Source organism: Bradyrhizobium sp. 147 (assembly GCF_023073935.1).
Taxonomy (GTDB): domain Bacteria; phylum Pseudomonadota; class Alphaproteobacteria; order Rhizobiales; family Xanthobacteraceae; genus Bradyrhizobium.
In genome coordinates this window covers 333,276-356,913 of record NZ_JADPKL010000042.1, presented here as the reverse complement: position 1 = coordinate 356,913, position 23,638 = coordinate 333,276, and the positions used below count along the sequence as shown (strand labels likewise).

Here is a 23,638-nt window from a genome sequence, read left to right as displayed (position 1 = left end):
CCTGAACTGAGTCGCTGCATAAAACCCCCGTTCTGACCGTGTCGCGAGGGGGTCAATTCCTCGTGTCGTCAGGGGGTCAATTTTCCACGTCGCCCGACAGCAACATTGCCCGAATTCGCTTTGTAGGCTCTCGAACCATCCTTTCAGGGGCGAATTGGCGTAGCGCCCGTCATCACGCGCCGTCGCAGACGTCGTAAGCAGCATCAGCCCCAGCGACCACACAGAAAACTTCATTCAGGTATTCCTAGTTCGCCGCCGTATACGCATCGGCGTGCCGCGTGATGAAGTCACAAACGCTAAACGGCGGTGTGCGGCGACCGAGTGCATCAGGTCCGGCTAAGGCAGACTGCTTGGTCGGACCTGCCGAGAGCTTTCAGGATGAAGCGAATCTGGACGCGCAACCCTGCTTCCGGATCTTCGCCGCATTGCAGGCAATGCTCGATCAGCGTCGGATGGAAGAACGGCATGAAGGCGGCGTTGACCGCTCGCGCGGCTTCCGCGGCATCTTCGACCTCGAATTCGCCCGTTTGAGCGCCCTCGCGTATGATCGCCTCGAAGATTGTCAGCAATTGCTCCATGTGCGCCTTGATGACCGCCCAGTTCTCGTGCATGGCGGCGACAATCAGCTCGTGCATGCGCCTTTCCTTGACCAGCGTCATCTTGTTGTGCTGGTGAACGGCGGTCAGGAGCTTGTCGAGTTTCTCTGTGGCCGGTGCGTTCGAACTTGCGATCGCAAAGGCGATCTCAGTAACCTCCTCCAAAACCCGCCCGCAAATGGACTCGTTGATCGCATCCCTCGAGCGAAAGAAGCGATAGACATTTGCCGGGCTCATGCGGAGCTCCGAGGCGATATCAGCCACCGACGTCCTGTGGTAACCGACGCGGCGAAAGTGCTCCTCCGCCACCTCCAGGATAAGCGCGCGCACCTCGTCAGAGCCGGTGACCGTTCGGACCGGACGATTCATGGATGCGACCGAGCCCTACTCGGCAGCCATCGATGTTTGCAATTCCGGTTCCTGCGTCGAATGCTCATGAATCGTATCGGCAGTCGGTTTGATCCGGAACCACACGGCATAAAGCGCAGGCAGGAACAGCAGAATCAGCACCGTGCCGACGGCCGTGCCGCCGATCAGCGTGTAGGCCATCGATCCCCAGAAAACGGAATGCGTGAGGGGGATGAAGGCCAGCACCGCAGCAAGTGCGGTCAGAATCACGGGCCTAGTACGCTGCACCGTGGCTTCGATGACGGCGTGATAGTCATCAAGGCCGGCGGCAAGGTTCTCCTTGATCTGTTCGGTCAGGATCAGCGTGTTGCGCATCAGGATGCCCGCCAGCCCTATCAGGCCCAGAATGGCGTTGAACCCGAAGGGCTGGTGAAAGATCAGCAACATCGGCACGACGCCGGCGAGGCCAAGCGGTCCCGTCAGCACCACCATGGCCATCGTCGAGAACGATCGCACCTGCAACATGATGACGATCAGCATGGCGGCGATCATGGCGGGAAAGATCGTCGCCAAAGCGTCATTGGCCTTGGTTGCCTCCTCGATCGATCCGCCCAATTCGATACGATAGCCGGCGGGCAGAGACGCGATCAGCGGTTGAAGTGCTGTCTTGATCTCCTTGGAGACCTCCGGCGGCTGGGTCGCCTCGTTGATGTCCGAGCGGATGGTGACGACGGGGGTGCGATCGCGGCGCTTCATGATCGGTTCTTCAAGTTGGATTTCCGAATGGCCGACCTGGTCGAGGGGAACCGCGCGGCCGTCCCTGCTCATCAGGGAGAAATCCGCCAGACGCGTCGGATCCAGCCGCTCTCCGCCAGCGCTGCGTGCCACGATCGGGACATTGCGAATGTCCTCGCGGACCTGCGTCACGGTGATGCCGGTGAGGAGGAACTGCAGTTGCCGGCCGACCTCCGCTGGCGAAAGGCCGATGAGGTTCAGTCGATCCTGATTCGGGATGAAGCGGAGCACGGGCGTGCGATCACCCCAGTCGCGGTTCGCCTGGCGCACATCGGGAACGCCACGTATGATACCGAGCGCTTTTTCGGAGATCGCGTACAATTGCGCCGGATCCGGCCCCATGACCCGAAACTCGACCGGGAACGGGGTATAGGGTCCGAACACGAGCTGGGTGACGCGCACATTGGCCTCGGCTGCAAGACCGCCCGACACCGCCTGCCGGAGCCGGTGCTTCAAAGCCTCACGCGCCTCCGCATCCGGTGTCAGCACGACGATCTTGGCGAAGGCCGGATCGGGCAGCTCCGGCGCCATCGCGAAGAAGAAGCGCGGCGCGCCCTGACCGACATAGCTCGTGACGATCTTGGCCTCGGGCTGATCATGCAGCCACCGCTCGAGCTTCTCGGCTGCGGCGGTCGTCGTCTCGATGCTGGTGCCTTCCGGCAGCCGAACCTCCACCAGCACTTCGGGGCGGTCGGAGGTCGGGAAGAACTGCTGCTTGACGCCGCCCATGCCGACGACCGAAAGGGCGAAAGCGACGGCGACGATGCCACTGGTTGCGAACTTGTGGCGCACGGCGAAGGTAATGAGCGCGCGCAGGCGCCGATAGTTGGGCGTGCCGTAGATCGCGTGATGGCCACCTTCGATCGGCTTGATCGCGGGCAGCATCTTGACGCCCAGATAGGGCGTGAAGACCACCGCGACGATCCACGAGACGATGAGGGCAAAGCCCACGACCCAGAAGATGTTGCCGGCGTATTCGCCGGCCGTCGAGCGCGCGAAGCCCACCGGCAGGAAGCCGGCGATCGTCACGAGTGTTCCCGACAGCATCGGCGCCGCCGTGTGGCTCCAGGCATAGGCCGCCGCCAACATACGGTCCATGCCCTCTTCCATTTTCACCACCATCACCTCGATGGCGATGATGGCGTCGTCCACGAGAAGGCCGAGCGCCAGAATGAGCGCGCCGAGCGTGATGCGGTCGAAGAACCGGCCGGTCTCCAGCATGATGAGAAACACGACGGCAAGCGTCAAAGGAACGGCGGCAGCGACCACGATGCCGACGCGCCAGCCGAGGCTGAGCAGGCTCACCAGCAGCACCACGCCGAGCGCCATCGCGAACTTCATCATGAATTCGTCAACGGCCGAGGTGATGTTGACGGCCTGGTCACTGACCTTGGCCAGAGACATCCCGAGCGGCAGCGTCCGAGCGATCGCTGCGGACTTCTCCTCCAACGCCCTGCCGAGCGCGAGGCCATCCCAGCCCTCTTGCATGACTGCCGCGAGCATGACGGCGGGCTCGCCCTGGTGCCGGATGAGGTAGGTGGGAGGATCCTCGTAGCCGCGACGGACTACGGCGATGTCGGAGAGTTTCAGCGTCCGCCCAGCCGCGACGATCGGCGTGTCGGCGATCGCCTCAACACTGGCATAAGCGCCGTCGACCCGGATGAAGACCTGCGGCCCCTTGGTGTCGATCGAACCAGCCGGAGTTAAGGTGTTCTGCCGCTGCAAGGCGGCAACAATGTCCTGTGCCGACACGCCGAGCGTCGCCAGCTTGGGATAGGAAAACTCGACGAATATCTGCTCGGGACGTTCCCCGAGGATGTTGATCTTCTTGACGCCGGGCACGTGCAGGAGGTCCTGGCGAATGGTCTCGGCTTGCCTGGCGAGCTCCCGCATCGGCATGCCCTTCGCTTTAAGAGCATAAAGGGCGAAGCTCACGTCCGAATATTCGTCGTTGACGAAGGGGCCGAGCACACCGGACGGCAGCTTGCGCGCTTCATCCCCGAGCTTCTTGCGGGCTTGGTAGAACTCCTCCTGCACGACGGATGGCGGCGTGCTGTCCTTCAGCGTAACGGTCATGTAGGCATAACCTGGCCGCGTGGTCGTCTCCACCCGGTCGTACCAGGTCAGCTCCTGAATCCGTTTCTCCAGGGGTTCGGCGACCTGGTCTTGCATCTCACGTGCCGTCGCGCCCGGCCATACCGTCGTGACAGTGAGGGTCTTGATGGTGAAGGAAGGGTCTTCCGCCCGCCCGAGCATGAAGAAGGCGTACGCGCCTGCGGCCGCCAGCAGGAGGATGAAGAACAGGGTCACGGCTCGTTCGCGGACGGCGATCGCGGACAGATTGAAGCTCATCAGTTGCTCCTGTCTTGAGAGGCGGTCCTGACGTGAGCGCCCTCCTGCAAGAGATGAGCGCCCAGCGAAACGACCCGATCACCTGAGCTCAGCCCGGAGATCACCGCGGTTTCGCTGGTCACACGCACAAGCTTGATGGGCTGAAAGTGTACGGCCGAGGTGCCGCTCTCGAAGACCCAAACGCCGGTCTTTCTGCCGTCATCGAGCACCGCTCCCAGCGGCACCTGGACTTCCGGTTGGCTCTCCTGGCTTGCAAGCCGAATGGTGACCGTCGCGCCAAGTGGCGCCGCCGCGGCTTCGCCATCGAGCACATAGCGGGCCTCGTAGGTACGGGTCTGGACATCGGCGGAATCCGACAACTGCCGGAGACGCGCAGTAAAGCGGCGCCCATCGCTCCCATACAGGCTCGCCTCGGCGAGCGAGCCGATCGCCGGCCGCATCGTTTCGGGAAGCGCCACCACAGCTTCGCGCGGACCGGACTGTGCGAGCCGAACGACTGTCTGTCCGGCGGAAACCACCTGGCCGGGCTCACCAAGCGTTTGCATGACCGTTCCGTCCGCGTCGGCCACCAGTACGGAATAGGTCGCTTGGTTCTCGGCGACGCGCGCATCGGCTTCGGCCGCGGCGAGTTGCGCGTTGGCGGTGTCGGACGCGGCTTTCGCCTGCTCGTAGCGCTGTCGGGACGTCCATCCGTCGTTGACGAGGTTGGCGTATCGCTTCTCATCCGCGTCGGTCTGAACGACGGTAGCGCGCGCTGCGACAACGGCGTTGCGCTTCGCCGCAAGCGCAAGGCGGAGATCGGTTTCGTCGATCCGCATCAGCGGCTCGCCGGCTTTGACCTGCTGACCGACATTCACCAGCCGTTCCACGATCTTGCCGGCGACGCGAAAACCGAGATTGCTTTCCACCCTCGCCCCTACAACGCCGGTGAAGCCGCGTTCGGATCCGGCCACTCGCGCTGCCGTCACCAGGTTGACGACCGGTCGTTCTTGTCTCGGATCGCTCAGGGCAGAGGCCCTTTGGGTGGGAATGACAAAAGTCACGAAGGCAGCCGCCCCGGACGCCGCGAGCACGACACCGGCCAAGACCGCAATTCTCTTCTTTCTCATGTCCACTCCCGCCTTCATTTAGATTGCCTTCAAACTCTATAATCCAAATAGATTTCGATCGCAATCTAAAAGCATGAAGTCACGGAACCGTGATCATGGTGGGGGTTCGCCAGCTCGGCGTAAGGAGCTTTCGCCACAGGGCCTACCTCTTGATAGATTGCGTTCAGCCTCTATCTCGCATATAGAGGTCAAACGAAATCTAAATAGGAGATCCCCGATGCGCGTGAGTCGCGTTCAGGCCGCGGAAAACCGCCAAAACGTGATCAATGTGGCAAGTCGCCTTTTCCGGGAGCGAGGCTTTGACGGCATCGGCCTGAAGGATCTGATGGAGGCCGCCGGCCTAACCCAAGGCGCCTTCTACAAGCAGTTCGCGTCAAAAGAGGATTTGGCGGTAGAGGCGTCCAACCGGGCATTGGAAAGCGCCTCCCTCCGATGGTCGGACGCGGCCGCGCAGAACCCCGGTGATCCGCTCGGCGCGGTGATCGGGTTCTACCTCAGTGCCGACCATCGCGGAGAAAGGATGGACGGCTGCCCGATCGTGGCGCTCGGCTCAGATGCCGCCAGACAGGGGCCCGGCGTGAAAGCGGCATTCGAAGCGGGGATCAAGGCCCATCTCGAAGTCCTCGGCCGCTTCCTCGCCGAGACCGGCGGCGAGGAGTCCCGTAGCAAGGCCATGGCCATTCTCGCGACGATGATCGGCGCGGTGACGCTCTCGCGGGTCGTCAACGACCCTGATCTGGCGCAGGCCCTTCTCGATGCGGCGGGCGAACAGGTTCGCGACGCCGCAGGCGCCCGAAGGATTGCCCCTCGAACCACAGAGAGACCGAATGCTTAGCACGAGTGAACTCAAACCACGTTTGCTGAAGCTATCGGACACGCTAAGTGTGCGTTTTCAAAAGACCGGTAACGGGCCTCCGCTGCTCCTCATCCATACGATCCGGACGCAGCTCGAATATTTCCGCAGTCTTGCGCCCCTCCTCGCGACATCGCACACCGTGTACGCCATTGACCTCCCGGGCCACGGACACTCACCAATAGATCCAAACGCAAACTTCGACGAACCGTACTTCAGGCAGGCCGTCATTCGCTTCATCGATGAGCTAGACCTCTCGGACGTGACGATTGTCGGCGAGTCGATCGGCGGGGCATTGGCCCTCACGGTGGCGGCGTCGCTTCCCCAGCGCGTGAAACGGGTCTATGCGATCAATCCCTACGACTACGAGACCCGCTACGGGGACGGCATTCGACGCGGCAACTGGCTCGCGAATTTCATCATCGGCAGCTTGCAGATTCCGGTGCTCGGCGCGGTGAATGCATCGGTCGAAAACAAGCTGATCCTCGGCAAGATCATGGGCGGCGGATTTCACGATCCCCGCAGACTGCCGGCCGATCTGCTTGCCGAGTTCAATGAAGTCGCCCAGCGCCCCGGATACAAGCGCATCGCACGCAAGGTGTTGGCAGGCTGGCGATCCTGGAGCAGGGCACGCGATTATTATCGCCAGATCACGACGCCCGTGACGCTCATTTATGGCGATAGCGATTGGTCTCGGCCAAACGAGCGTGAACGCACACGGTCGCTGATTCCTGCTTCGCAGATGGTAACGCTCAAAAACACCGGCCACTTCTCAGCTATTGAGAACCCGTCGGAGCTGGCTCGCACGATAATGGGAACATAATTGCGGCAACGACCAAACGCAGGAGCGCGCAACGATGTTCAAGCGCTTTTGACCACATCAATGGGAGGACAAAAATGCGCAGGACTGGTGTACATAATTTTCCAGCAATTGATCGTGTCATCTACGGCAAAGCGGCGTCTGAAGCCGTCAGCGAAGAGGCCGAACGACTGAGCGCGAAACGCGTCTTCCTTATCGTCAGCCGAACCTTGAACACCAAGACCGACGAGATCGAGAAGATTCGCCGAGCGCTCGGCAACAAGCACGCAGCAACCTTCGATGGAATTGCAGAGCATACGACGCGCAAGCAGGCGGCCGAGGTTGCCTGCCACGCAAAAGACGCCCGCGCTGATCTGGTCGTGGCTGTCGGCGGAGGCTCTGCCGTCGATCTCGCCAAGATCGTCATCATGGCGATGGAACACGACATCCGCGATGAAGCGGGCTTCGATCCGTTTCCCATGGGTCCAGGGCTGAGCCATTCTCCCTTCCGCTCGCCGACCGTCCGGCAGATTGCCGTGCCATCCACACTGAACGGCGGCGAATACAATGCCGCAGCGCTCGTCACGGATGAGCGCCACAAGCTGAAGCAGATTTTCTTTCACCCCAAAATGATGCCAGTGGCGATCATTCTGGACCCTGCTATGACGCTTCACACGCCTTCAAAGCTCTGGATGGGATCGGGCACCCGCGCGATGGATCACGGCATCGAAGCATTGTGCTCGCCAGCCGGTACACCCTTGGCTGATGAAGTCGTCCTGGCGGGAATCCGTAGTCTGCGTGAAGGAATGCTCCAGACCTTGCAGCAAGCTGATGATATCGAGGCGCGCCGGCTATCTCAATATGGCTCTTGGCTCGCCTCTTTTGGGCTACAGGCACGCGTCCCGATGGGAGCAAGTCACGGCATTGGCCACGTGCTGGGAGGGACTTTCGACGTTCCGCACTACTATTGCACACCTGTTATCATGCCGAGCCTGCTTCGCTATAACAAGCCATTCACCGAGGGCGCGCAGAAGCGTTTGGCGACGGCTCTTGGTGCGCCGGATATCGAAGCCGCAGACGCTTTCTCGGAATTCACCAAAAGTCTCGGATTACCTGGCCGCCTTGCCGACGTCGGCGTTGGCGAAGACAAATTCGAGCGGATCAGCAAAATCGCGATCAACCATCGCTTCGTCCAGGCCAATCCGCGACCCTTCAAAAGCGAAGCTGACATCGTCGGTCTGCTGCGAATGGCTGCCTAGGCAAAACAGCCCCGCGAAATCCGGCGGCGCAGGGATAACGAAACGAGGTGCGGACATGGCGGGACTTGATGATCATCCGATTGCCAAGCGTGTGCGGGCCAGGACGCCGACCATGCCGCCAAAGCTAACGCAGGACGAGCTCAAGGCGCTGGCCCTGGAATGCGGTGCGGATGACTGCGGCATAGTGAGCCTCGATGATCCCTCCCTTGCAGAAGAGCGGCCGCATATCCACCGGGCCTTTCCGTCGGCACGCATCGCCATTTCGATTGTCCGTAGAATGCACAGGGCGCCGATCCGCTCTCCGCTACGATCCGCCGCCAACAACGAATTTCACAACGTCAGCCACGACGTCGAAGACGTTTGCCGGGCGCTGGTGCGCCGTCTCGAAGATTTGGGCATTCCAGCTCTTAATCCGCCCATGGCCTTCCCCATGGAGATGGACGGATTCTCGCAGCGCGGGTGGATCGTTTCCCATAAGCTCGTCGCTGAAGCGTCCGGCGTAGGCAAGCGCGGCATTCATCGGAGCATCATCCATCCGAAGTTCGGAAGCTTCATCTTGCTTGGCACCGTGCTGGTGGACGTCCACATGGAAGCTCCCGGAACACCGCTCGACTACAATCCGTGTTTCGAGTGCAAGCTTTGTGTCGTCGCTTGCCCCGTCGGCGCGATCAAGCCCGACGGCTATTTCGACTTCTCCTCGTGCCTAAATCACAACTACCAGCAGTTCATGGGCGGTTTTACGCACTGGATCGAAGACATCGCAGATTCCAAATCGGCAAAGGAATACAGCGACCGCCATCCCCCAAGTGAAACGCTCCAGCGTTGGCAAAGTCTATCTTACGGGCCGAACTACAACGCTGCCTACTGCCTGGCGGTCTGCCCCGCCGGCGAGGATGTCCTTGGCGGGTTTCTCGCCGATCGGAAGGCGCACGTCGACGCGATCGTCAAACCGCTGCAGGACAAAAAAGAGACGCTCTACGTCGTCTCCAATTCGGACGCGGCGGAGCATGCGGCAAAGCGCTTTCCGCACAAGACCCTTCGTCACGTGCGCAACGCGGCACGTGCGGGCAGCATTTCGCAGTTCCTCTTCGGCATGAGACTAGGCTTCCAACGGGGCAAGGCGAAAGGACTGAACGCAACTTACCACTTCGTTTTCACAGGCACCGAACCAGCCGAGGCGACCGTTCTGATCCGGAATCAGACGCTCTCGATGGTCAAGGGGCTGCAAGGGCGAGCCGATCTCCGGGTGCAAGCCGATTCGAACGCATGGTTGAGATTTCTTGACGGCCGTCTCTCGATCCTACGCGCCCTTGCGACACGCTCGATCCGAATCAAGGGATCGCCTCGGCTGATGAAAGCATTCGCGGCTTGCTTTCCGAAATAGCTCCCGGGCTGCCGGTCCCTCGAGAGCAACCGAACCTTGCAAGTGGCGCCCAAATCATTTCGATAGCCGCAAGGTCGCGCCCCTCGATAGCGCACACCAGGGATTCCGTGGAGCTTACAGGGTGTGCTCGCGCGAAACGGCTTAGTTGCCTCTCTTCATACTCCCGCCTCGCTGGGGCCGATGTAATTTGAATGCCGGCTGTGAAGTGGCTCACATCGCGCCAGGCAATTTACGTCTATCAGTCGTGCCGGGTGGAATGGCAGACGGAGATGCGCATGAAACGCCTCATGCCCTCGCTCATCGCAGCCTTGCTTCTCGCCGGAGCCGCCAGCAGCGTGCTCAAATCGCACGTGCTGTTCCATGCAGGCCAGAGCAGCATGCCATCCATCAAGGAACTGCAGACCGGTCAGGCGAGCAAGCTGCCGGAGCTGCAGATGCAGGACCGCTCTGTCCTGTTTGCGAGAGAGCCGGTTCAGTAAAACGCCCGGCCACTTTCAGGCTGTTCGTCTCACTCGGCCGCCGCGGTCGCAGGTTGAGGCTGTCCGTCGTTCGGACCCGTTCGCGCCATCTGCTCGTCGAGCCAGAGGCTATGGTGCTCGCGGGCCCAATTGACGTCGACTTCACCCGAGCCCATGGCCTCGAACGCACCTTCCATGCCAATGGTGCCGATATAGATGTGCGCGATCATCGCGGCGACAAACAGGACCGCAACGATGGAGTGGACGATCTGGGCCAGCTGCATGCCCTCAATCCCCGTCGTGTAGAACGGGAACATGAGGACATAGCCGCTCGCGGCGACAAGACCGCCGCCGATCACGACGATCCAGTAGATCGCCTTCTGGCCGGCGTTGAAGCGGTAGGCCGGAGGATGATCATGCCCGACGATGCCGCCGCCTCGCTTCATCCACTCGACGTCCACCTTGCTCGGAATATTGCCGCCGATCCACATCAGAAGGATCAGAACGACCCCAATGGTGAACGGGAAGCTCAGATAGTTGTGGGCGTACTTTGCCCAAAGCGACCATTCGGAGAAGGCCTCGAAGCCGATCAGCGGCAACAGCAGCGGTCGCCCAAAGGTGATGTTCAGTCCGGAGATCGCCAAAATGATGAAGCAGGTGGCGGTCATCCAATGCGCGAAACGCTCATACGTGTTGAAGCGCACGATGGTGCGGCCGGATCGTCCGCTTTCGAGGCGCACCATGCCGCGCGTGAGATAAAAGATTACGAGCACCGCCAGCATGCCGATGATCGCGACTCCGCCGATCCAGCGCAGCGTGACATTGTGGAACTCGCGCCATTCCCGCCCCTGTGGCTGCTCGAGAACGCCGGACCTTTGATCAGGAATGCTGACGCGACCCTGGATCCGGTTCAGCTCCTGCAAGAGCTGTTGCTCCTTGACGGCGCTGGCGGTCGGATTGACCTGCTGAGCGCCTACCGGTGCCGGAGCTGCCACGATGAGGAGGAGTAAAGCACAAGCCCAAACAGCCGCCCGAACGAATTTTGCAAACGACACCATGAGCTCCTCCTCAATGCTCGCGCGACCTTCGTCAGGATTCGATCGTCTCGCGATAGGCCGTCTTCCACCCCCAGGCACCCGAGCCGTAACCGCGCTTCATCACGCGCTCCTTGTAAATCTGGGCAATGATCTCGCCGTCACCCGCAAGCAACGACTTGGTCGAACACATTTCGGCACACAGCGGCAGCTTGCCCTCGGCCAACCGGTTCGCGCCGTATTTCTCGTATTCCTCTTTGCTGCCGTCGGCCTCCGGGCCGCCCGCGCAATAGGTGCACTTGTCCATCTTGCCGCGAGAGCCAAAATTCCCGACCTTCGGATATTGCGGAGCACCGAACGGGCAGGCGTAGAAGCAATAGCCGCAACCGATGCAGAGGTCCTTGGAATGCAGCACCACAGCATCGGCCGTGGTGTAAAAGCAGTTCACCGGGCACACGGCCGCACAGGGGGCATCCGTGCAGTGCATGCAGGCCATCGAGATCGACCGCTCGCCCGGCTTGCCGTCGTTGATAGTGACGACGCGGCGCCGGTTGATGCCCCAGGGCACCTCGTGCTCGTTCTTGCAGGCGGTGACGCAGGCGTTACACTCGATGCAGCGATCAGCGTCGCAGAGAAATTTCATACGTGCCATCGTCGTTACTCCCTAAACCGCCGCGATCTGGCAGAGAGTGACCTTGGGCTCCTGCATGCCCGTGGCGGGGTCGTATCCGTACGTAGTGATCGTGTTGGCGCTTTCGCCGAGCACGATCGGGTCGGTGCCCTTCGGGTAATTGCCGCGAAGATCCTTGCCCGCGAACCAACCGCCGAAGTGGAATGGCATCCAGGCGACGCCCTTGCCGACGCGCTCGGTAACGAGCGCTTTCATCTTCGCCCTGGAATTGTTCTCTGCACCCGTGACCCACACCCAGCCACCGTCCTTGACGCCGCGCTCGGCGGCATCGGCAGGGTTGATCTCAATGAACATGTCTTGCTGCAATTCGGCAAGCCACGGGTTGGTGCGCGTCTCCTCGCCGCCGCCCTCATATTCGACCAGACGACCGGACGACAGGATGAGTGGGAACTGCTTTGCAATTCCCTTCTCCACCGCTGCCTTCTGCACGGAAAAACCGATATTCGGCATCCGGAACTGCTTGGCGTCGGGCAGCGTCGGATATTTAGCGACGAGGTCGACGCGCGGCGTGTAGATCGGCTCGCGGTGAACAGGGATAGGATCGGGCAAGCCGAAGGCATTCATGCGCGCCTTGCCGTTGCCGTAGGGAACGCAGCCATGCGCCAGCGCCACGCGCTGGATGCCTCCCGACAGGTCGAGCGCCCACGACACCGTGTCCGGATTGGCCGGATTGATCTTGTTGATCACGGCCATTTCCGCTTCGGTGAGCTCGGTGTCCCAACCGAGCTTCTTCAAGCTCGCCAGCGTGAACTCCGGATAGCCGTCCTGAATTCCCGACCCCAACGAGTACGAGCCGTCCGCGAGCAAGCTCACCTTCCGCGTCGTGCCGTCCGGCAGCTTCTCCTCGCGCTCGACGCCGAACCGCGGCCGGAACGTGCCACCGCCGTCCATCACATTCAAATTGGTGTTGTAGAGCAGTGGCGTGCCGGGATGCTTGACCTCAGGCGATCCCCAGCACGGCCAGGGCAGACCATAATAGTCGCCGCCGACCTCGGGATCGTCCTTCGGTGCCCGCATGCTCAGCATGTCGAACTTGGCCTGGTTCTTCATGTGCGCCTTGAGGCGCTCGGGCGATTGCCCGCAATAGCCAGTCGACCAGCTGCCGCGGTTCATCTCGCGCAGCACATCCTCGGCTTCAGGAAGATTGTTTTCGACCTTGATCTTCTTGAACATCTGGTCAGCGAAGCCAAGCTTCTTCGCCATCAGATAGATGACCTCGAGATCATCCTTCGATTCAAAGATCGGCTTCACGATCTGCTCGCCCCATTGCAGCGAGCGGTTGGAGGCGACGCGCGATCCCTTGCATTCGAATTGCGTAGCGACCGGCAGAATGTAGACGCCATCCTTGCGGCCCGCCTCGACGGAGAGCGAGGCCCAGGTCGTCGGATGCGGGTCGCCAATGACGAGCAGCTCGAGAGCCTTCAGACCATTCAGGGACTCAGGAATGCGGGTGATGCTGTTGGAGGCGTGTCCCTGTACGAACACCGCCTTCACATTGTCTTTCTGAGCGACCTGATCCTTGGGCAATGTCACTGCCTCGAACCAGCGGGTCAGCGGAATGCCGGGGGTTTCCATGATCTGCTTGGAGTCGAAGCGGGACTTCAGGAAATCATAGTCGACCTCCCAAACCCGCGACCAATGCTTCCAGGCGCCTTCGGCGAGGCCGTAATAGAACGGCAGCGTGACGATATCGAGCCCGACATCGGTCGCGCCCTGCACGTTGTCATGGCCACGGAAGATGTTGGCGCCCGCGCCGGCTTTCCCGACATTGCCGGTCATCAGGAGGGCAATGCAACTCGCGCGGACGTTGGCGGTGCCGACGGTCTTCTGGGTCTGGCCCATGGCCCAGATGAGGGTTGCCGGCTTCTCCGTGGCGAACATCTTGGCGACGCGCTTGAGCTGCTCGCCGGGAATGCCGGTGACGCGCTCGACTTCTTCCGGAGGCCACTTCTCAACTTCTTTCTTGATGTCGTCGAAACCGTAAACGCGCTGCTGGATGAATTCCTTGTCCTCCCAGCCATTCTGGAGAATGTGCCACATCATGCCGTAGAGCACCGGAATGTCGGTGCCCGGGCGCATCCGCACATATTCCGTCGCGTGGGCCGCCGTACGCGTCAGGCGCGGATCGATGACGATAAAGTTGGCCTTTTGCAGCTCCTTGCCCTCGAGCAGATGTTGCAGCGACACGGGATGCGCTTCGGCTGGATTGCCGCCCAAGATGACCTGTGTCTTTGCGTTGCGAATATCATTGTAGCTGTTGGTCATCGCGCCGTAGCCCCAGGTATTGGCGACGCCGGTCACGGTAGTCGAATGGCAGATGCGAGCCTGATGATCGGTATTGTTGGTCCCCCAGAACGCACCGAGCTTGCGGAACAGATAGGCGCCTTCGTTGGTCATCTTGGCCGAGCCGAGCCAATAGACGGAATCGGGGCCCGACTTCTCGCGTACAGCTTGAAGCTTGTCTCCGATCTCATTGATCGCGGTATCCCAGGAGACTCGGGTCCACTGCCCATTTACCAGCTTCATCGGATAGCGCAGCCGCCGCTCGCTGTGTACGAGTTCGCGCACCGAGGCGCCCTTGGCACAATGCGAGCCGCGATTGATCGGCGAATCCCAGCTCGGCTCCTGGCCGATCCATACGCCGTTCAAGACCTCGGCCGTCACCGTGCATCCAACGGAGCAATGTGTGCAGATGTTCTTGCGGATGGTTGCGCCTGCGGTGAGCGGACCAGCCATTGCTGCCTCTGTTTTGCGCACGCTGCCGACCGGCAGGGCGCCGAGCGCGGCAAGCGCACCGCCGGCCAGACCGGATTTGCGCAAGAAGCTGCGGCGGTCGAGACCGCCGGCCTGGCCCGCAAGGGACGCGACAACGGAGCCGTGGCCAGGGGAATGCTGGTGTGTTCGCTTGATCAGCACGGTCAGCCTCCCTTGGCCGGATAACGATTGACGCGGTAAAACGCCTTGACGTGGTCGGACTCCTGGTAGCGCGCCTTGCGCTTCTCATCGTTGGTCTCACCGTCGGCCTGCGCCGACCCGACCAACGGTGTCGCGAGTGTCGCACCGACACCGACCGTGCCGATGCTGACCTTGCGCAGGAAGTCGCGGCGTCCCACTGTGGTCTTCTTGTCTTCACTCATCGCATCTCTCCTGGACCTGCGCACGCCGGTCAGTTGGCGAATGTGAATGCTTCCGTCTCGATCTCGATAAAGGTGCGACCGAGCGCGCCGACCGCCCGGTAGAAATCGGCGTTCCCGGCGCTCTCGATGTCTGCGAATAGTCGCCTCATCCACGGCGACACATGTTTCTCGAAGAAGGCGCGCTGTGCCTCTGGCGAGGCACCGAAGTGCCCGCCGGCAAGGCCCGACATGATCTCGCAAATGATAGCGGCGTGGTCCTCAGGTTCGGAATTGTTGGCAACGCGCTCGACGCCGAGCATCGTCAGGTCGCCGCGCAGGCGCGACAGCGGCCGTTCGTTGAGGAAGCCGGTGAGATAGTACGAGGCGTAAGGCAGCAATTCGCCGCGACCGAGCCCCACGAACAAATCGAAATATTCGCGCTCGACCTTAGCTGCGACTGCGCTTGAGGCGACGTCGGCGAGCGCCGCATGCGCGCGGCCGAGCGGCGTCGCGTCACCACTCAATGCCGAGAGCTGCTCGAGCAGTCGTTTCGACGGCGGCGCGGACAGCAAGGTTGCTAGCAACGCGTATTCCTGCGCGCGCGCAGCATCGACGGGGTCGATGAGCCCCGCTGGGACGGCTTCTTCGCTGTAGAGATCGGGCCGCAAATCGTTGCGTGGAATACCGGTGGCCGTTTCGACTGCAACCACCCGTTGTGCGGGTACCCGGGTCCAGTTTGAGACCGAAGGCTGGCTGATGCCGATTTTGCGCGCAAGCTGAGCAATGCCGCCTGCGGCATCGATTGCGCGATCAAGCCCGTCATCCCGCACGTGGACCTCCCATCCGAGTCCCGTCTGCTTGATTACTGCTTTTGTAACAGTGTTCTAACGAAATCGTAGTCCCGGTTCCACGGATGGTCAATCATCCGTCCATAGCCCGAACCTATAGCCTTTAGTCGTGCTGCTCGCGCGGCAGTGCACCACCGTGAATACGGTGCCTGATGGGCTCAGCGAAATCCGCAGATCTCTCCGCCACTGATGGTTGCACCGCAACAGAGGTTGCCGGACGTTCCGTGGCGCCTGCTGTCCCGACAATATCCGACGCGCCCGCCGCATCGGCTTGATCCAATTCCGCCGCCGAGAAATCCGCTGCTTCAATCGACGGCTCGGGGAGAGACTGCACCGCCTCACGCACGCCGCCGATGATGCGATCGACGAGCGCCGCCAGTTGTTCCGACGAGCAATCCAGCGGGCCAAAACCCGGCATCGCGGTCGGGTCGTTGAAGTCCCATGCGTTCTCCGCAAGCCCGACGAAGTCGCGAATGGCGGGGTCGGTCGTCCACGCGCGGCGAAGAGCCGCACGGCTCAACTCCTGGGGAATACCCTTGCGCAGAAAGGCGGTGATGTCGGTCGCAGCGTTGATCTCGTCGATCGACGGCAGGCTCGAGAGATCGAACTCGCTCTCATCGTGCTTGGCCGCAGACTGCGGCGTGGGCTGCGCCCGGGCAGGCTCCGCCGGCTCCGCTTGCGCCTCGCGCTTGCGGCGGGACCAACGTGCAAGGAATTCCTCCTCAGTCATTCCTGTCCGCCTTCATGTTCGCGCCGCGCCAGCGCCTCCGGATCAGCGCGGCGCCGCTTGCGCTTGACGAACTCCCGCTCGACATGGTGCTCGACCACGAACCTTTCAATTACTTCCCGCAGCATCTCCGGCATCGGCACGGCCTCGACCAGATTATCGGCGGCTTCGGTAAAGCCCTCGCCCTCCGCGGGGTCTGCGGTAACCGCAGTGACGGCATAGGGCCAGGCGCCTTCCGAGGGCGACAGCACAGTCCAGATGCTCGGATTGCCGGAGGCGAGATTATCGCGATAGCGCGCCGTCTCGGACGGATAGAGATCCACGGTCGCGCTTCCGGCATAGAACAGGGTCGTGCCATCCTGCTCGCGAAGCACGGTCCAGGGTTGTGTCGCCGGCTCATCCGGCAGGACAGCAATTCCGCGCCAGACGAAGTCAACCCAAGGCGAGGCAGCCTTGCGCCGCTCGACGACGACGCCGACAGAGATGGATGCGAGTGGCGATGCCGCGGGGCTCATGTGAACATCTCCAGGCGCTTCACCGGCAGGCCGGTCAGCAGATTTTGTGGCTTCATCCGGAGCTTCTGATCCGCCGTCATCGACAGGATCAGGTAGACGGGCTCGTCCCGGAGGTCGTCGTGCGCGCGGCTCGAATCCGCAAAAATCAGCCGGAACAGTGCAAGCACCCGGTCGGCGTCGCGCTCGTCGACTTCTTCGCCGTGCCACAGACGGTCGCCAAGCCTGGTGGCCTCGGCATCGAGCCCGACATACCAGGTGAGCTTTGCGTCCTGCAACGTGCGCAGCGGCTCGATCGTGACCTCGATGCCGAGCAGATGAGACACCCAGCGCGTCATCGCTTGTGCCAGCGCAGTTGGTCCGCGCCCACCGGCCGTGAGGTCGAGGGCCATGTCGAACTGGTCGCTGCGCTGCCAATAGGTCTCGACATTCTCTTCGCTCAATACATCGCACATCGCCTCGTTGGTGGCGCCCAGCATCGACATCAGGGAGAGCACCGGGGTCGGGCTCCGGCCGCCGACGATCTCCTCGTCGCCGAGCAGCAGGGCGTGCTCATGCGGCAGGATCCGCTGAACCCGGAAGAATAGCTCGGCGGCGCGGAGCACAAACGGGTCGTCGCAGCCATCGAGCGCGTTGCGCAGGATGACATGTACCAGCTGGTTGACGAACAGCGGCGGCAGGTCGTTCGCGCCTGATCGCAGCGATGCAAGATAGGCCGCTTCGAGCGTCGGATGCCGCAACAGGAGATCGCGAAAGGCCAGCACGAACCGCCAGTTCTCCCGGGCGTCGGTATCGGAAATTCCGGCAATTTCGTCGCCGCCCACCCCCTGACGCGGATCGGCGAGCAGCTCGCGATGCAACCGGCGTTCGACCGGACACGCATCGTCGGGCGGCATCAGCTCGGGACGGGCAAAATAGGCCTTGAGGAATTCGTCGGTGACGCACAGCCCACCGCCCTCGTCGCGATCGAGCAGATGATGGCCGCAGGCGATCCAGAAATCATTCATCTGACGGTCGGCTCCCGGCCCAGATCCGCAAGCCTGACATCGCCGTCAGGCTGGACGTCGTCCTCCACTTCCATGAACGAGAACGCCTTGCTGTGCCCCTGCCCTTCGCGGAGCTTTAGTCGGCGAAAGGACTCGCGGACTTCGCCGTCGCTTGAAGCCCGGTGCACTGCAATAAGGGAGCTGATCGGATGACTGCACAGCGACTGCGAGAACGCCACCTCTTCTTCCGCGGCCGTCATCGCTGTGGCCATGTCCGGCGCACCGAGACGATCGATAAGTTGCCTGGCAAGGAGATCGATCAGGCTGCGGTGATCGTCCTCGGTCGCCGGAACGATCTGCGCCAGCGTCGACCAGCCCCAGGATTGCACCCCGAGGAACCCGCCGCGAAACGCCGCGCGCGCCTTGCCCTCGAGCTTCGCAGCATCGCAATCCCAGAAGCGGAAAGCACCGGAGACGGCCCATTCCCCCGGCTCCGCCGCCACGTCGAACACGAAGGTATCGGAGGGATCGAGCGCGATGGTACGCAGAAGCTTCACAGCCGCGGCCCTCCGAGTGCCGGGTCGAGCCAGGATGGAGCCGCGAGCGCCTGCACGAGATCGCCACGCTCGATCTCGCCCGCCCCAATCCGGCGCGTGAGGAGATCGCCGCGATCGTCGATGCGCAGAACGGTCTGCCGTTCGCGGGGCATGCGGGAAAGATATTCTCGCGCCACGCCTTCAAAACCGCTCGCCTGCCAGTCATCGAATGCGAGCATCAGGTGCCGGGCAAAGCTCTCCGTGATCTGCACCGCACCAGCCTCGCCAAAGCCTTCCTGGTCGAGCGCCGAAGCGAGCGGGTGAACACCCCGCTCGTCCTCGTTCATGGCAACCGTCCGGATCATCGCGCCGAAAACCATCCATGGTGGCGACGCGTCCTCGTCAGCCTCAGGAGGCCATCCCATCCGCCCACCGCCGACCAGCCCCCCATCGATCCTGACGGCGTCGGGCCAGCCGATCGTGATCGGCTTGCTCGGCGGTGCGTAGGCACGCAAGGCATCGGTGAGCGCGATCATGCCGGCGTAGAACGCGCGCCGCGCCGTACGTAAGGGCTCGGCTGGCTCCAGCACCACGGCGAACTCCGCCAGATCAAAGCGGCCGACATAGACGAGTGTTCCGGCGCCGCTCTCCGGTGCAATGCGGCATGCGTGGGCAAAAGCGTCGCCACTCTCGCGCAGCCGCACCAATGTGAACGGCGGCGGCAGATGAATCGGTTCCGCCAGGGAAACATGGCTGACTGGGATCGACGGCAGGCCGTCCTCCGCTTTCCTTTTCTTCCCGATGGATAAGTTCTATACGAGGCGAAGGGCCGGCGCGAGTCCGTCGTCGGTGCCGGATTGGCGGAGGGGTTAACCTGGAGCAGCCATCCAAGACGGTCCTGATCTGCTCGTGCGAAGACACGATGCGTCTCGACGCGGCCACGATTCAGCGCGGATGTCCCAACTGCGAAATCAAAAGCTTTCATCATCTCTGCGGCGCCGAGCTCGATCACTTCCGCAGCGCAGCGGCCGCTGGCGGCGCACTGACGGTCGCCTGCACGCAGCAGGCCGCGCAGTTCACTGATGAGGCCGGCGAGCGGCCTGATGCGATCAGCTTCGTCAACATCCGCGAAACGGCCGGCTGGTCGCGAGATGGCGCGCGCGCCGGCGCGAAAATGGCTGCCCTGCTCGCTTCCGCCTCCATCCCAGCGCCGGACTATCCGCTCGTCACTTTGTCGAGCGAGGGCGTGGTTCTGATCTACGGACGCGATGAGGCCGCGATCGAGGCCGGCCGCCTGCTTGCCGATCACCTCGACGTGACGGTGATGCTGAAGCAGCTCGACGAGATCGTGCCGCCCGCTGCAACGGTCTTCCCGATCGTGAAGGGCACGATCCGCTCAGCAAAGGGACATTTCGGCGCCTTCGAGCTTGCGATCGACGATTACGCGCGCCCCCGCCCGTCTTCGCGCGATCGCTTCGTACTGGACGCACCGCGAAGCGGGGTCACCTCGCGCTGCGATATCGTGCTCGACATTTCCGGTGGGATGCCATTGTTTCCTGCCCACGCGTTACGCGACGGCTATCTGCGCGCCGATCCGAGCGATCCCACCGCCGTGCTTCGCGCCGTGCTGACCGCGCGAGACCTCGTCGGCAGCTTCGACAAGCCGAAATATGTCGACGTCACGCCCGCTCTTTGCGCCCATTCGCGTTCGAAGCGCACGGGGTGCCGGCGCTGCCTCGATCTCTGCCCGACTGGAGCGATCACGCCTGTCGGCGATCATGTCGCAATTGATCCGAACATCTGCGCGGGCTGCGGCCAATGCGCCGCCGCCTGCCCGACCGGCGCGGCATCTTATACGCTCCCGCCCGCCGATACGCAGCTTCAGAGAATTCGTGCCATGCTGCTGGCTTACCACAAGGCCGGTGGCACGAATGCGGTGCTGCTCTTTCATGATAGCCCGCACGGCACGCCATTGATCGATGCCTTGGCGCGGCATGGCGATGGCCTGCCGGCAAACGTGCTCCCCTTTGCCGTCAACGAACTCACGCAAGTCGGGCTGGAGGCGATCGTCGGGGCCTTTGCCTATGGCGTATCGGCCATACGATTCCTGCTCCGCGCAAGACCACGCCACGATGTCACCGGACTGTCACAGACGATCGGCATGGCTGAAGCGATCCTTGGCGGCCTCGGCTTTGAGGGCCGCCGCCTCGCGACCATCCAAACGGATGATCCCGACGCGCTCGGCGAGCATTTGGCTGCTATCGGCACACTCGCGGCCGTCGCGACGCCCGCGACCTTCAAGACCGTCGGCAAGCGGCGCGACCTTTTGCGGTTCGCCCTGAGCGAGTTGCATCGGCTGGCGCCGACGCCGGTCGACGTGATCGCCCTGCCCAAGGGTGCGCCGATCGGCGCAATCAGCGTCGATACCAGCGGCTGTACCCTATGCCTGTCTTGCGTCTCGGCCTGCCCGACCGGCGCGCTTCGCGACGATCCCGAGCGGCCAGTGCTCAAGTTCGTCGAGGACGCCTGCGTGCAATGCGGCCTGTGCCAGAGCACCTGTCCGGAGAAAGTCATCAGCCTCAAGCCGCAGATCGATTTCCGCGCGGCACGCGCCTCCGCCGTGACTATCAAGGAAGAGGAGCCCGCACTCTGCGTCCGCTGCGGCACGGCCTTCGGCGTCAAGAGCACGATCGACCGCATCGCAGCCAAGCTCGAGGGCAGGCACTGGATGTATCCGGCCGGCGACAAGCGGGTCGCAGCACTTAGGATGTGCGCAGACTGCCGCGTCATCGTCATGAGCGAACAGCAATTCGACCCGTTCAAGGGCGTTCCGGAACGAACGCCGCCGCGAACGACGGATGACTATCTACGCCAACGCGATGGCAAGGATTAGGCGAAGCGGCCAACTTCGCAGGGTCGGAAGGGGCAATTATTGCGACGTTGCGCGGCCCAAGAAGTCCGTCAACGCACGGCGGTCCTCGGCCGAGCCGATGCGCTGCTCCGGCATTTTGGTGCCGGGGGTATAGGCATTCGGTCCAACCTCGAACAATCGTGCGACCGTCTCCGGCGTCCAGACGATGTCCATACTCTTCAGCGCGTCGGAGAAGCGATAGCCCGGCAGCGAAGCGATCTTGCGACCGTATAGTCCGGCAAGCGTCGGCCCCGCACGCTGAACATCCTTGTCCGACAGGGTGTGACAGGCCACACAGGCCCGAAATACATCGGCGCCACGATCGCCGGCATAGGCGGCGAGCGGATCCGCCGGCGTTCCCGAGAGGTTCGAACCAATGGGATCGCCGGTGCGCGCATTCCAGCGCCTGATCCTGCCGTCCGCGCCACCCGTCATGAGTGTTTTTTCTCGATCCGGAAGGAAGGCGACCGACCATACCGGCAAGCCGGACACGACCAGCGTTCGCAGCAGACTGCGCGACTTGCGGTCGATGATCGCAACCGTGCCGCCGATGCCGGCCGCGGCGATCAACATCCCGTCTCCCGATATCGTCAAGGCCACCACCGGCGTGGGACCGGCCGCGACCTCGCCGCTCGGCTTGCCGTCTGTGGTCAGTATCCGCAGCGTGCCGTCGACCGCGCCCGTGACGATTTCACCGTCCGGCGCCGCAGCAACGACGTTGAGCGGCGCCGGCAACGTCACGACTTCAGGTTGGCCGTCCGGCAAATGCCAGATGCGCAAGGTGAGATCATAGCCGACGCTGAGAAGCGACTTGCCGTCCGGCGTGAAAGCGACACCGTTGACGTTCTGCGAATGACCTTCGAGCACGCGCGACGCGCCGTCCGATAGGGACCAGAGCCGCACGGTCCGATCCCATGAAGCCGATGCGAGAAGCGCTCCATCAGGAGAAACCGCAAGCGCCACGATTGGACCTCGGTGTCCTTCAAACACCCGGTCCGGCTGCTGCCGGCCCGGCATCCACACTGCAATTCGTGCATCGGCGCCCGCTGTGACCATGCGGCCGTCCTTCAGAAAGGCGACCGCATTGACGGCGTCAGCGTGATACCGCAGCACTTGCTCTGCCGTATCGGTCTTCAGGGACCAGCGGATGGCCGCTGTGTCGAAGCTGCCGGACAGGAGGCCCTCGCCATCGGGGGAAATGGCGAGCGCCCGTACGGGGCCGCCATGTCCCACCATGTCGGCGTGCGCGAATGATAGGGCGAAGATGGCCCACAGGGCTGCGGCGCCGCCCGTGCAGAAAGGTAACCTCATCATCCGTCACCGGCTCTGGTCACGTTCACGGCCTGAAGATTGCCAGAAGCCCACGGAGATGAAAATCCGAACCCATTTACTTGGCTGGTGCCGTCGTGCTCTTGGACGACCCTTCAGGCGCGGGCTGCATTCCAGGCGGACTCTGACCTTGGGGACTTTCGGCGGGCGCACCACCCGAACCCGTATTGATTGGACCCGTCCAGCCTTGCGGTTGTGGTTGGCCCTTCTCCTCGGGCCGGGTTGGCGCCGCAGATGAATTGGTTTGTGGAGGTTCAGCGGAGGCGCGCTCGAAGAGGCAGAGTGCTGCAAAGCACAAAATCGTTGTCAGCAATTTCACGTTGGATCCTCCGAATGTGCGTACTAAACGGGCTGACACTGCATTCCGTTCCGACCGTGTGCGTCGCAGCGGGCTGGCGATGCGCCTCCTGCTTGAATGCCGGTGATCCCAAGACTAATCTCTGGCGGCCACGTCAAGGATGACGGCATGCAGAGGCGAACCCGGCCATTTCTGCAGATGCTGGCGCGACTGCGCGCTTTGCGCGCGCTTGATGGATCGCAAGATCCCGATTCCCGAGACGCCTCGCCCTTCCTGATCCTCGTTGCCGCCGTGCTTGCGCTTCTTCTTGCGATAGTGGAAATCGACAGGAATCGCGCCGCACTTCAGTCCCTCGGCTTGATGGGTGATGCACTTTCCGTCGATGCGATGTTCAAGAGCCCGTAGGCGGCTTCTGGCTTGATACGATCGACGAGTTTGCTCGCGCCAAGCGGTATCGTATAACAGCTTGACGTTTCGATCGAGGGAGGCTGCGGATGAGGGCTTTTCTTCTTGGCTGCGTCGCGGCAACGGTGATCGCGATTGCAGGGATGGTGATCTTGGATCGAGTCCAGGAGCCAGTCGCGCAAGCGTTTGCCACAACCGGGGTACGTCTCTGAGACACCGTCTCAGGACCATGTTCAACATTCTTGGCGGCATGATCCCCGAGATCGGCAATTATGGCATGTGGCCAAGCAGC

The 23,638-nt window shown here is 62.4% G+C and carries 21 protein-coding genes and 1 pseudogene; 6 read left to right on the top strand and 16 right to left on the bottom strand.

The genetic code is table 11. The features are described 5' to 3' along the window. The 4 genes and pseudogenes from IVA87_RS10970 to IVA87_RS10955 all read right to left on the bottom strand — a co-directional run. Positions 1-234, bottom strand: a pseudogene (locus IVA87_RS10970) (hypothetical protein); the annotation flags it as partial. Positions 235-326: 92 nt separating this feature from the next. Then, a complete protein-coding gene (locus IVA87_RS10965; RefSeq protein WP_247333526.1) occupies positions 327-965 on the bottom strand; it encodes a TetR/AcrR family transcriptional regulator in 639 nt (212 codons plus the stop codon). Between the two features lie 15 nt (positions 966-980). Next, positions 981-4,091 (bottom strand): efflux RND transporter permease subunit, encoded by a 3,111-nt coding sequence (locus tag IVA87_RS10960; protein WP_247305897.1) that lies wholly within the window; start codon positions 4,089-4,091, stop codon positions 981-983. Then, positions 4,091-5,200 (bottom strand): efflux RND transporter periplasmic adaptor subunit, encoded by a 1,110-nt coding sequence (locus IVA87_RS10955; RefSeq protein ID WP_247305899.1) that lies wholly within the window; start codon positions 5,198-5,200, stop codon positions 4,091-4,093. The genes IVA87_RS10960 and IVA87_RS10955 overlap by 1 nt, the downstream gene beginning before the upstream one ends. Positions 5,201-5,417: 217 nt before the next feature. Between IVA87_RS10955 and IVA87_RS10950 the strand changes: the two genes are divergently transcribed. The 5 genes from IVA87_RS10950 to IVA87_RS10930 all read left to right on the top strand — a co-directional run bounded on the left by IVA87_RS10950 (position 5,418) and on the right by IVA87_RS10930 (position 9,974). After that, positions 5,418-6,035, top strand: a complete 618-nt coding sequence (locus IVA87_RS10950; protein ID WP_247305901.1) for a TetR/AcrR family transcriptional regulator — start codon at positions 5,418-5,420, stop codon at positions 6,033-6,035. Beyond that, the gene (locus IVA87_RS10945; protein WP_247305903.1) at positions 6,028-6,876 is read left to right on the top strand and encodes an alpha/beta hydrolase; all 849 of its coding nucleotides are present in this window, start codon (positions 6,028-6,030) and stop codon (positions 6,874-6,876) included. Before IVA87_RS10950 ends, IVA87_RS10945 begins: the two co-directional genes overlap by 8 nt. 74 nt (positions 6,877-6,950) lie before the next feature. Beyond that, on the top strand, positions 6,951-8,111 hold the full coding sequence (locus IVA87_RS10940) for an iron-containing alcohol dehydrogenase (protein WP_247305905.1): 1,161 nt from the start codon (positions 6,951-6,953) through the stop codon (positions 8,109-8,111). A gap of 55 nt (positions 8,112-8,166) precedes the next feature. Next, positions 8,167-9,495, top strand: coding sequence for an SCP2 sterol-binding domain-containing protein (locus tag IVA87_RS10935; RefSeq protein WP_247305907.1), 1,329 nt, complete (start codon positions 8,167-8,169; stop codon positions 9,493-9,495). Between the two features lie 275 nt (positions 9,496-9,770). After that, a complete protein-coding gene (locus tag IVA87_RS10930; protein WP_247305909.1) occupies positions 9,771-9,974 on the top strand; it encodes a hypothetical protein in 204 nt (67 codons plus the stop codon). Between the two features lie 29 nt (positions 9,975-10,003). On the opposite strand, the gene IVA87_RS10925 is transcribed toward IVA87_RS10930, so the two are convergent. The 10 genes from IVA87_RS10925 to IVA87_RS10880 form a co-directional block, all read right to left on the bottom strand. Next, complete coding sequence (locus IVA87_RS10925; protein WP_247333523.1) at positions 10,004-11,011, bottom strand: formate dehydrogenase subunit gamma; 1,008 nt, start codon at positions 11,009-11,011, stop codon at positions 10,004-10,006. Between the two features lie 31 nt (positions 11,012-11,042). Next, entirely contained in the window at positions 11,043-11,639 is a 597-nt protein-coding gene (gene fdh3B, locus IVA87_RS10920) for a formate dehydrogenase FDH3 subunit beta (protein WP_027571966.1), read from the bottom strand. A 12-nt stretch (positions 11,640-11,651) separates the two neighbouring features. Beyond that, the gene (locus IVA87_RS10915; RefSeq protein WP_247305914.1) at positions 11,652-14,594 is read right to left on the bottom strand and encodes a formate dehydrogenase subunit alpha; all 2,943 of its coding nucleotides are present in this window, start codon (positions 14,592-14,594) and stop codon (positions 11,652-11,654) included. Between the two features lie 2 nt (positions 14,595-14,596). Beyond that, on the bottom strand, positions 14,597-14,815 hold the full coding sequence (locus IVA87_RS10910; RefSeq protein WP_247278119.1) for a twin-arginine translocation signal domain-containing protein: 219 nt from the start codon (positions 14,813-14,815) through the stop codon (positions 14,597-14,599). 29 nt (positions 14,816-14,844) lie between these two features. After that, entirely contained in the window at positions 14,845-15,624 is a 780-nt protein-coding gene (locus IVA87_RS10905; protein ID WP_247305917.1) for a molecular chaperone TorD family protein, read from the bottom strand. Between the two features lie 121 nt (positions 15,625-15,745). After that, positions 15,746-16,372, bottom strand: coding sequence for a DUF3306 domain-containing protein (locus IVA87_RS10900; protein WP_247333521.1), 627 nt, complete (start codon positions 16,370-16,372; stop codon positions 15,746-15,748). Beyond that, positions 16,369-16,884 carry a DUF3305 domain-containing protein gene (locus tag IVA87_RS10895; RefSeq protein WP_247305923.1) on the bottom strand — a complete coding sequence of 172 codons (516 nt, stop codon included), beginning with the start codon at positions 16,882-16,884 and terminating at the stop codon, positions 16,369-16,371. Before IVA87_RS10895 ends, IVA87_RS10900 begins: the two co-directional genes overlap by 4 nt. Continuing rightward, on the bottom strand, positions 16,881-17,888 hold the full coding sequence (locus IVA87_RS10890; protein ID WP_247305926.1) for a DUF6352 family protein: 1,008 nt from the start codon (positions 17,886-17,888) through the stop codon (positions 16,881-16,883). The genes IVA87_RS10895 and IVA87_RS10890 overlap by 4 nt, the downstream gene beginning before the upstream one ends. Continuing rightward, positions 17,885-18,424: a DUF6505 family protein gene (locus IVA87_RS10885; protein WP_247305929.1), complete on the bottom strand. Its 540-nt coding sequence runs from the start codon at positions 18,422-18,424 to the stop codon at positions 17,885-17,887. The genes IVA87_RS10890 and IVA87_RS10885 overlap by 4 nt, the downstream gene beginning before the upstream one ends. Continuing rightward, on the bottom strand, positions 18,421-19,107 hold the full coding sequence (locus tag IVA87_RS10880; RefSeq protein ID WP_247306274.1) for a biotin/lipoate--protein ligase family protein: 687 nt from the start codon (positions 19,105-19,107) through the stop codon (positions 18,421-18,423). The genes IVA87_RS10885 and IVA87_RS10880 overlap by 4 nt, the downstream gene beginning before the upstream one ends. 218 nt (positions 19,108-19,325) lie before the next feature. Here IVA87_RS10880 and IVA87_RS10875 point away from each other — a divergent pair, with 218 nt between their 5' ends. Further along, on the top strand, positions 19,326-21,296 hold the full coding sequence (locus tag IVA87_RS10875; protein WP_247305931.1) for a 4Fe-4S binding protein: 1,971 nt from the start codon (positions 19,326-19,328) through the stop codon (positions 21,294-21,296). Between the two features lie 36 nt (positions 21,297-21,332). On the opposite strand, the gene IVA87_RS10870 is transcribed toward IVA87_RS10875, so the two are convergent. Both IVA87_RS10870 and IVA87_RS10865 read right to left on the bottom strand, forming a co-directional pair. Beyond that, positions 21,333-22,628 (bottom strand): c-type cytochrome, encoded by a 1,296-nt coding sequence (locus IVA87_RS10870; protein ID WP_247333520.1) that lies wholly within the window; start codon positions 22,626-22,628, stop codon positions 21,333-21,335. 448 nt (positions 22,629-23,076) lie between these two features. Then, complete coding sequence (locus IVA87_RS10865) at positions 23,077-23,469, bottom strand: hypothetical protein (RefSeq protein ID WP_247305936.1); 393 nt, start codon at positions 23,467-23,469, stop codon at positions 23,077-23,079. Between the last annotated feature and the right edge of the window lie 169 nt (positions 23,470-23,638).

Excerpts from the sequence above, each read along its gene's own strand:
- IVA87_RS10965 (WP_247333526.1), bottom strand. The coding sequence starts at position 965 with ATGAATCGTCCGGTCCGAACGGTCACCGGCTCTGACGAGGTGCGCGCG.
- IVA87_RS10960 (WP_247305897.1), bottom strand. The coding sequence starts at position 4,091 with ATGAGCTTCAATCTGTCCGCGATCGCCGTCCGCGAACGAGCCGTGACC.
- IVA87_RS10955 (WP_247305899.1), bottom strand. The coding sequence starts at position 5,200 with ATGAGAAAGAAGAGAATTGCGGTCTTGGCCGGTGTCGTGCTCGCGGCG.
- IVA87_RS10950 (WP_247305901.1), top strand. The coding sequence starts at position 5,418 with ATGCGCGTGAGTCGCGTTCAGGCCGCGGAAAACCGCCAAAACGTGATC.
- IVA87_RS10945 (WP_247305903.1), top strand. The coding sequence starts at position 6,028 with ATGCTTAGCACGAGTGAACTCAAACCACGTTTGCTGAAGCTATCGGAC.
- IVA87_RS10940 (WP_247305905.1), top strand. The coding sequence starts at position 6,951 with ATGCGCAGGACTGGTGTACATAATTTTCCAGCAATTGATCGTGTCATC.
- IVA87_RS10935 (WP_247305907.1), top strand. The coding sequence starts at position 8,167 with ATGGCGGGACTTGATGATCATCCGATTGCCAAGCGTGTGCGGGCCAGG.
- IVA87_RS10930 (WP_247305909.1), top strand. The coding sequence starts at position 9,771 with ATGAAACGCCTCATGCCCTCGCTCATCGCAGCCTTGCTTCTCGCCGGA.
- IVA87_RS10925 (WP_247333523.1), bottom strand. The coding sequence starts at position 11,011 with ATGGTGTCGTTTGCAAAATTCGTTCGGGCGGCTGTTTGGGCTTGTGCT.
- fdh3B (WP_027571966.1), bottom strand. The coding sequence starts at position 11,639 with ATGGCACGTATGAAATTTCTCTGCGACGCTGATCGCTGCATCGAGTGT.
- IVA87_RS10910 (WP_247278119.1), bottom strand. The coding sequence starts at position 14,815 with ATGAGTGAAGACAAGAAGACCACAGTGGGACGCCGCGACTTCCTGCGC.
- IVA87_RS10900 (WP_247333521.1), bottom strand. The coding sequence starts at position 16,372 with ATGACTGAGGAGGAATTCCTTGCACGTTGGTCCCGCCGCAAGCGCGAG.
- IVA87_RS10895 (WP_247305923.1), bottom strand. The coding sequence starts at position 16,884 with ATGAGCCCCGCGGCATCGCCACTCGCATCCATCTCTGTCGGCGTCGTC.
- IVA87_RS10890 (WP_247305926.1), bottom strand. The coding sequence starts at position 17,888 with ATGAATGATTTCTGGATCGCCTGCGGCCATCATCTGCTCGATCGCGAC.
- IVA87_RS10875 (WP_247305931.1), top strand. The coding sequence starts at position 19,326 with ATGCGTCTCGACGCGGCCACGATTCAGCGCGGATGTCCCAACTGCGAA.
- IVA87_RS10870 (WP_247333520.1), bottom strand. The coding sequence starts at position 22,628 with ATGATGAGGTTACCTTTCTGCACGGGCGGCGCCGCAGCCCTGTGGGCC.